This is a genomic window from Pseudomonas sp. Irchel s3h17 (assembly GCF_900187505.1).
In the GTDB taxonomy this organism is placed as follows: Bacteria; Pseudomonadota; Gammaproteobacteria; order Pseudomonadales; family Pseudomonadaceae; genus Aquipseudomonas.
In genome coordinates this window covers 122,575-129,187 of sequence record NZ_FYDL01000016.1, presented here as the reverse complement: position 1 = coordinate 129,187, position 6,613 = coordinate 122,575, and the positions used below count along the sequence as shown (strand labels likewise).

General features: G+C 51.7%; 4 protein-coding genes and 1 pseudogene. 4 read left to right on the top strand and 1 reads right to left on the bottom strand.

Annotated features, from left to right (window positions below; all coding sequences use genetic code 11):
- Positions 1 to 676: 676 nt before the first annotated feature.
- Positions 677 to 1,771 (top strand): annotated as a pseudogene (locus CKW25_RS27125) (transposase); the annotation flags it as partial.
- A gap of 488 nt (positions 1,772 to 2,259) precedes the next feature.
- Here the strand turns inward: CKW25_RS27125 and CKW25_RS26425 are convergent.
- Positions 2,260 to 2,439, bottom strand: a complete 180-nt coding sequence (locus CKW25_RS26425; RefSeq protein ID WP_143497410.1) for a hypothetical protein — start codon at positions 2,437 to 2,439, stop codon at positions 2,260 to 2,262.
- Between the two features lie 126 nt (positions 2,440 to 2,565).
- On the opposite strand from CKW25_RS26425, the gene CKW25_RS21575 reads away from it, so the two are divergent.
- Genes CKW25_RS21575 through CKW25_RS21565 form a run of 3 tightly spaced genes read left to right on the top strand, consistent with a single transcriptional unit; the run spans position 2,566 to position 6,090 of the window.
- Positions 2,566 to 3,594 carry a galactosyltransferase-related protein gene (locus tag CKW25_RS21575; protein ID WP_095082346.1) on the top strand — a complete coding sequence of 343 codons (1,029 nt, stop codon included), beginning with the start codon at positions 2,566 to 2,568 and terminating at the stop codon, positions 3,592 to 3,594.
- Complete coding sequence (locus tag CKW25_RS21570) at positions 3,591 to 5,132, top strand: stealth conserved region 3 domain-containing protein (protein WP_095082342.1); 1,542 nt, start codon at positions 3,591 to 3,593, stop codon at positions 5,130 to 5,132. The genes CKW25_RS21575 and CKW25_RS21570 overlap by 4 nt, the downstream gene beginning before the upstream one ends.
- Positions 5,133 to 5,145: 13 nt before the next feature.
- On the top strand, positions 5,146 to 6,090 hold the full coding sequence (locus tag CKW25_RS21565) for a hypothetical protein (protein ID WP_143497407.1): 945 nt from the start codon (positions 5,146 to 5,148) through the stop codon (positions 6,088 to 6,090).
- The last annotated feature ends 523 nt before the right edge of the window (positions 6,091 to 6,613 follow it).

The following is a 6,613-nucleotide window of genomic DNA, read 5'->3' as shown; positions in this document are numbered from 1 at the left end:
GGTAGAGGTACACCTTTTCGACTTTGGCGTCGGGTCGCATCATGGCGGGCGGGCTCCAGAGAAATTCGAGAGCACAGCCTCAAGGATCAGAGGACGACTTTGAATGTGGGGTTCATGGCGCGGTTACGATGCACCGCATCGGGCGTTTTGTATTTCCGGGACAAATGCAGTCGCTCATCGTTATAAATTGTAACAGCTCCATAAACCCCACCCTCAAAAGGATAAGCACCCCATCACCAGCCACATTCTACGCCGCTGCAAGAGCCCCCCTATGCTCTGCTCCCGAACTCTCCCGGGAGCCTGTACACAATGATGCATCCCGACGCCAAAGTCGAAAATGTCTACCACCACCCCAGCCCGTGAACTTTCGAAAATCCAAAGACGACCTCACCGTCCAACTAGATTAAGCTCGTGGCATTCAACCCAGTGCTTTCCATCTTTCTCTACAAGCCTTGCAACCGGGTGAAGATGTTGTACTAAGAGTGCAGCGGCTTTGCCGTTGATTCAAACGCCTCGAGTCCGAACGATTTAAAACCTTGCCCGAGGCCACCGCCGGAACCATTGTCCTGAGCCTCCAGAAACTGAACTGATTACTCGACGATTGTGATCTCTTGCGCAAACGCCTCCATCAGGTTTTGACACCACACTTCGTGACCTACCCCGGTGTGATCCGGGTGTGATTTCCATGCCCAATGAGTTTCTCGACAATCCTGTTTTGCACACACCGTTGCTGCTTGAAGCGCTCAATCGACAAGAGGAAACCTCCCAGACTTATCAGACCTATATCGTCGACCTCAAAGAACAGATCAAGCTGCCGCACGACCGCTTGTTCGGGCACAAATGCCAGCAGACTGTTGAGCCCAAAACCCCGCAATCGACCCCCCTCAACGAAATCGAACCGATACAACTGCCCATTGATGACGCCGAAGAGGAACTCGTTGCACCCATCCCTTGTCGCGGAAGCGCACTATTTTCGGCTGATCTACCACGCATCGAAGTCATCCACGAACTGCCCGAACACGAATTTCGTTGCGGTTGCCGCAAACTGCCATAGGCGAAGGTTGCCGCAAACTGCCATAGGCGAAGAAATCAGCGCGCAACTAGGCATCATGCCGGTGCATGATCGAGTGATCAAACACATCCGCAAGGTCTACGTATACCGAAGCTGTTAAAACAACGCTGGTCACTGCCGACAAACCCGCGCAGCTGATCGAAAAAACATGGCCTGCCCCAACGTATTGGACATTCTGTTAACCACCAAGTATTTCGAGGACTTACCGCTGCATCAGCTTGAAACCATACTGGTCCGTCACGGCGTCGTTATCTCACGACACACATTGGAACGCCAGGTGATGCACTGCGACGAATCCCGCATCCAGTTGCTAAACGAACCGGACCGCGATCCGACCAACCAGTCCTGGATGTAGGTGTAGGTGTAGGCCAGCGATCAGCCCGACACTAAAGTCGTGTTGTTTGACTACATCACCAGCAGAGTGCAGTAAGCGCCATTGCGCCCGCTAGACAGCTATCGCGGCTACGTGATGACCGATTACTACGCAGGTTAAACGCCTTGGCGCTGCAAGCGAGTATAGAGCGTCTGGCGTACATGGCCCATGCAGCATAGGCACAAAGTGCTCTGGGCAAGGTGGCGCAGTATCTGACGAACAACTGGAGCCGATTGGAGCGTTACGTCAAAGCAGGCTATTTACCTCAAAACAAAAACGCCGCCGAACGAGCAATCAAGCCGCTTTTGATCGGGCGCAAAGCTTGGCGAAAGTGACAGACCGCCAGAAATCGACAGCTATTATGCATTGTAAAGTAGCAAAACTGAAACAAAACACTGCCTAGGATAGTCCGTACACGCTTCTCCGAACGACTAACTGCTGGAGGTATGGTTATGCTCTGGATTGTCCTCTCCGTCGTACTTACCCCCCTCCTCATCTCTGCAACGGGTTGGCACCTGCATTTGTTAAAATGTGACGATCTCTGAAGAGTTCCCTCACTCTCGTCAGGCGAGCCGAGTCGCAGACTTCGCAGCCTGTCAAGTTACACTGGGTCCAGGCTAGTCATCTGCAGTGATAACGATACTCTTGATTGCATACTCAACCGCGCAGTATTGAACTTATTGACCAGCGCGAAATTTAAAATCGTTGTTTGGACGATAGGCGAGATGACTTTCTACCGCTCATATACCCACGTAGATCACTTCATCCGTATTTTACGGCAGTCTGCTGGTCGCTGGATAAGCACCTTCCCGCCTTATTCGGGCATCCCGAACAGGAGCGCACCCCAGAACCAGCCATTAACCTCTCTTATACCGCCAATACTGCCCGGCACAACCAAGAGGCAGGTGTTGCGGTGAGGCATGTCGTGCAGACTAGTTTGTTCCACCGCATCCACGACAAAGAGAGGCGGCCGCTCATGATTAAAAAGAGTCATGGTACGCGACCAGATCGGGCATTGGGCGTGCTAAGATTAGCGGTTCCCACTGTCGCTGTCGGGCTGGTTGGTTTTGATGCGCCTCAGTAAGTGGGTCGCCACTGTGAGCTATAAGGTCGAGGATTGATGAAGGGAGAACTGAGTGCAGTGGAGTGTCTTGCATCCCTGACTGCCATTGTCCCGCTGGATTTGCAGTTTCGCGCCAATGACATAATCGCTAAGGCGAAACTGATGGCAGAGCAGTCTCAGGGCTCTTCCCTGAAGATCGTCTTTGCCCATAACGATCGAGAAACGAAGTTTGATGCCCGGCTGAGATACGCTCTCTCGGGCTACAAAGATATCTCCTTGATATCCGGCAAGTTTTATGAGGGGGCCGTAAACCCAGCGCTTTTAAGGAATATGGCTTTTGCTGAAGTCTCGACGAAATATCTGGTCCTACTGGATGTCGACCTTTGGCTGGACCAAGGATTATTGAGAAAGTACCTCGGCTTGGTCTGTGCCGGAGTCGCCCCTTTTAGCATTTTGCCATGCCTTTATCTGACCTTGGCCGGAAGCATGGTATTAATGTCGGGAAAACGATCGATAGAGCAATTGAGGGCTGACTACTTTGCATTTTCACGCAAGGAATTCTTGCACCTTGCCAACCCCTCTTCCATCGTCGTGATGCGGAGCACAGACTACGAATCTTTGAATGGCTTCAATGTAGAGTTCTCTGGCCACGGCTATGAGGACTTCGACTTCTTGATCAGGCTGGCCTCACTGCATTTGTTGATCAGTCCGTCACCAGACTTCCTCTCCAACGCCACGATGCGCTCCCCCCTGTTCGCGCAGGGCTTCAGGCGTGAGCTGGGGCGCCTATGTCTTGATGCATTACTGGAAAAGGACTTCTTTTTCCATATTTTTCATGAGAAGAACACAGCGGGCAATCAGCATTCTTCATCGCGCAAGAATAATTTTTTGTATTTTCGCGAAATACACAAAGAATATTCCGAAGGGCAGAACACTGGTGATCCTACACTGATCACCGCATTCATAGAAAAGTGCCTAGCCAATGGAAAGAACATTCATGACTACTCCATCTATTTTGAAAACAAACCCGGCCACGTGGACCGTTATGATACTTTTCGCCGCCGCATGAAATTCCTCATAAAATGATCATTCTTCGCGAACTCAAGAAACTTAAAAAGTTAATCACGAATACAGACTTATTCTTCTATGATCTGTTTCGCAAGCGAATTGAAAAGAAAAATTCATTTTCTATCGAATCTGGCGTGACCGAAAAAAGAGAGCCAGACACCATAGGATTCGATCGAGAAAAGCTGAGGTCTTTAGGACTTTTGGCATTCCTGAAGGAGGCATTGGGAGGTCGAAGTGGCGTGAAGGATGGCTCTGATCCCGCCAGTCTGCTGATCGAGCAAGGTCAGATCGAATACACCCTGAAGCTGGTGGATGCGGTCAGATCGGCCCATCCATTGCGAGTAAATATTTACACATTGGATGGCCGATACAGCTTCAGGTTGAGTCACCAGGCGCTTGGCTTGTCCAGACGACTCTGCAAGCTCCTGTCGACAGCCTCTGACTTTGTCATGGAATTGTCCGACCTAGATGACTGCGACTGTACAGTCATCCACTTCTTTATCGGCGACGCCCTCCCCTCAGGGGGTATGGTGCTTCGATCGGGCAATGTCTGGATCAGAAAGCTCCCACCCAGCGAGCGCGGCAGTATTTGCATGAGCCGCGAAGTAGAACCGCAAGCAAAACCCATTGATGCGGTCTATACATGGGTCAATAGCGCCGACCCTGAATGGCAGAGCGCCTGGCGGCAAGCACTTCCAGGGAAATCATTCGATGCTGACCGATACACTAACAATGATGAGTTTCGCTACTCGCTTCGCTCTCTCGGGAAGTATGCGCCTTGGCTCAACAGAATTTATGTGGTAAGCAACTGTGCCCCCCCCGCATGGCTGTCCGTCGAGCATCCCAGTATAGAATGGGTGCGCCACGAGAACGTATTCCCCGATCCGTCAGTGCTGCCAACGTTTAACTCGCATGCCATCGAGTCCTGCCTGCATAGAATCAGGGGGCTCTCAGAGAACTTCATTTACTTCAATGATGACTTCTTCCTCGGGCAGCCCTGCCTGCCTGGGGACTTTTTCGATGAGTACGGCCGTGCGATCGCGTATTTCGAGCCCTATGGGCTTGCCTACCCTGATGAAATTTCAGCTGATACACCGGACTACATCGTTGCCACCAAGAACTCCAGTCAACTACTCCATGACACGTTCCAGCGCAGACCAAGACGGCCGCACAAGCATGTTCCGTATGCATTGAAGCGATCGGTGCTAGAGGAGCTTGAGGGCCGATTCGATGAGGCATTCCAAACAACGCGAAACTCGAAATTGAGATCAACCACTGACATAAACGTCGCCTCGTTCCTCTGCCAGCACTACTCCTGTGCCACGGGATGCGCCATAAGCGCCGACGTAAAAAACTTTACCGCGAAACCCAGCAATATCAAGAAGCTGCTAAATAATGGCTCTGTTCAGTATAAATTCGTTTGCATTAACGATGGCGGCAACAGCTCCAGCGATCTAGTTTATAAAGAACTGTCTCAGAAGTTTTTCCTGGAGCGCTACCCTGAAAGGTCGACCTGGGAAGTAACCAAACAAACTCTCTACTTATCCTCCAGATAAACGCCAATTACAAATGAAAAAGGCTATATCAAGACGCACCTTCAACTCCGCCTTGCTTTCGTTCTTGATGGCTCCTTATGTAGAAGCAGCATCCTTCGGCAGGAAGAACAGAGGCGGAGAGCGCCCTTACTTTTCCATGCGTCTCCCTTCTAAATACAACGCAATGGACGTTGCATTTCAGTCCTTCACCATAGACGACCGTAGAAACACAATCTACGGCCAGTTCGTCACGCGTAACTATCCTTCCCAGACCATCATCGCGAAGTATGAGCTTATCCCTTACGGAGAAGGACTTCCCCTATCCATGCAGCCTGCCACAGAAGTGATCGGCCACCAGGGGCTGACATTAGAACATTCGGGAAGCGAGGCTTGGATGTGGGCGGCCGCTCCGGGCCGCAGTCGTGATGTCGTGAGGTTCAAGTACTCGACTAGCGGCAGCGTCGATGTGAAACGATACACCCTGTTTGGCGCGCCCTTCATTCCATTTGCAGTAACCGTCACGGTGAGTTACGACAACAAGTGGCTTATCGCGGTGAGCAGAAAACGCGGCCCGTCTGGCAGTATGAATACGGTGAGAGTATTCAACCTGGAAGCGGTGCTTAATCATCCTTCGCAGAATTGCTCCCAGCTATTTGAGTATGAATGGAGCATCCTCACCAAACCGGGACTACCAGTACAGGGGCTTGCCTGCTACAAGGATGTCGTCGCGATCTCATACGGAACCTCCAAGGCCGCAGCCATCAAACCGGTGGTTTACTTCTCTATCAATGGCCGCGAATTAGGGGATATACCGGACATCAATCCGGGAAAGGACAATCTTCCGGCGCGCTGGTCATACGAGCCAGAAGGTCTCTGCTACAGCCACTTAGAGGGTGGCAACGAGCCACTTTTATATATCGGCGTGACCACCGGGAGGGCCGAAACAGGCCGAACCCGGGAAATTTATGCGCTCAAGTAGGTAACGGCTTCTGATCAAGAGTGGGCACTCAAGGGCTGGTCGCCATCTAGTCTGTTAATCTGCCTATCGCTGCCAGCGAGGTCATAGGATGATCAAGCATATCCGTATACGGCTGCTAGGCCATGAAACCGCGCCACTGGCCACCGATAAATTCGTGCAGCCAATCGACAAAAGCCTGGCCACAAAGCCAACGACCAAAGGAGCAATGCATGACTAGCCACACGCAGGGTGCGTTTCCTTAACCATTGCTCAAAGCACTGGCATTACATCGCGACTCTGATGACCCTGCGGACTTGAGGAGGTATTTCAAGGAGCTATTGGATAGAGATGTAGTACGAAACCTTGCAACGCGCAGGGCCGATCTCCTTGCGCAGGGCATATCATCAAGCGTCTGCCCGAGTCGAGTTCTCCGGACGCCTTCAGATAGAGAAGGACGCCCTGTGCCCTGCGCCCACCACCGCAGAGATGATGTTGAGCCCGCAAGCTGCGGCATGGAGACAGCCAATGCAACACGCGCACTGTC

What these genes read in the sequence shown, in the direction of transcription:
- CKW25_RS26425 (WP_143497410.1), bottom strand. Translation starts at nt 2,439, where the DNA reads ATGACTCTTTTTAATCATGAGCGGCCGCCTCTCTTTGTCGTGGATGCG.
- CKW25_RS21575 (WP_095082346.1), top strand. Translation starts at nt 2,566, where the DNA reads ATGAAGGGAGAACTGAGTGCAGTGGAGTGTCTTGCATCCCTGACTGCC.
- CKW25_RS21565 (WP_143497407.1), top strand. Translation starts at nt 5,146, where the DNA reads ATGAAAAAGGCTATATCAAGACGCACCTTCAACTCCGCCTTGCTTTCG.
- CKW25_RS21570 (WP_095082342.1), top strand. Translation starts at nt 3,591, where the DNA reads ATGATCATTCTTCGCGAACTCAAGAAACTTAAAAAGTTAATCACGAAT.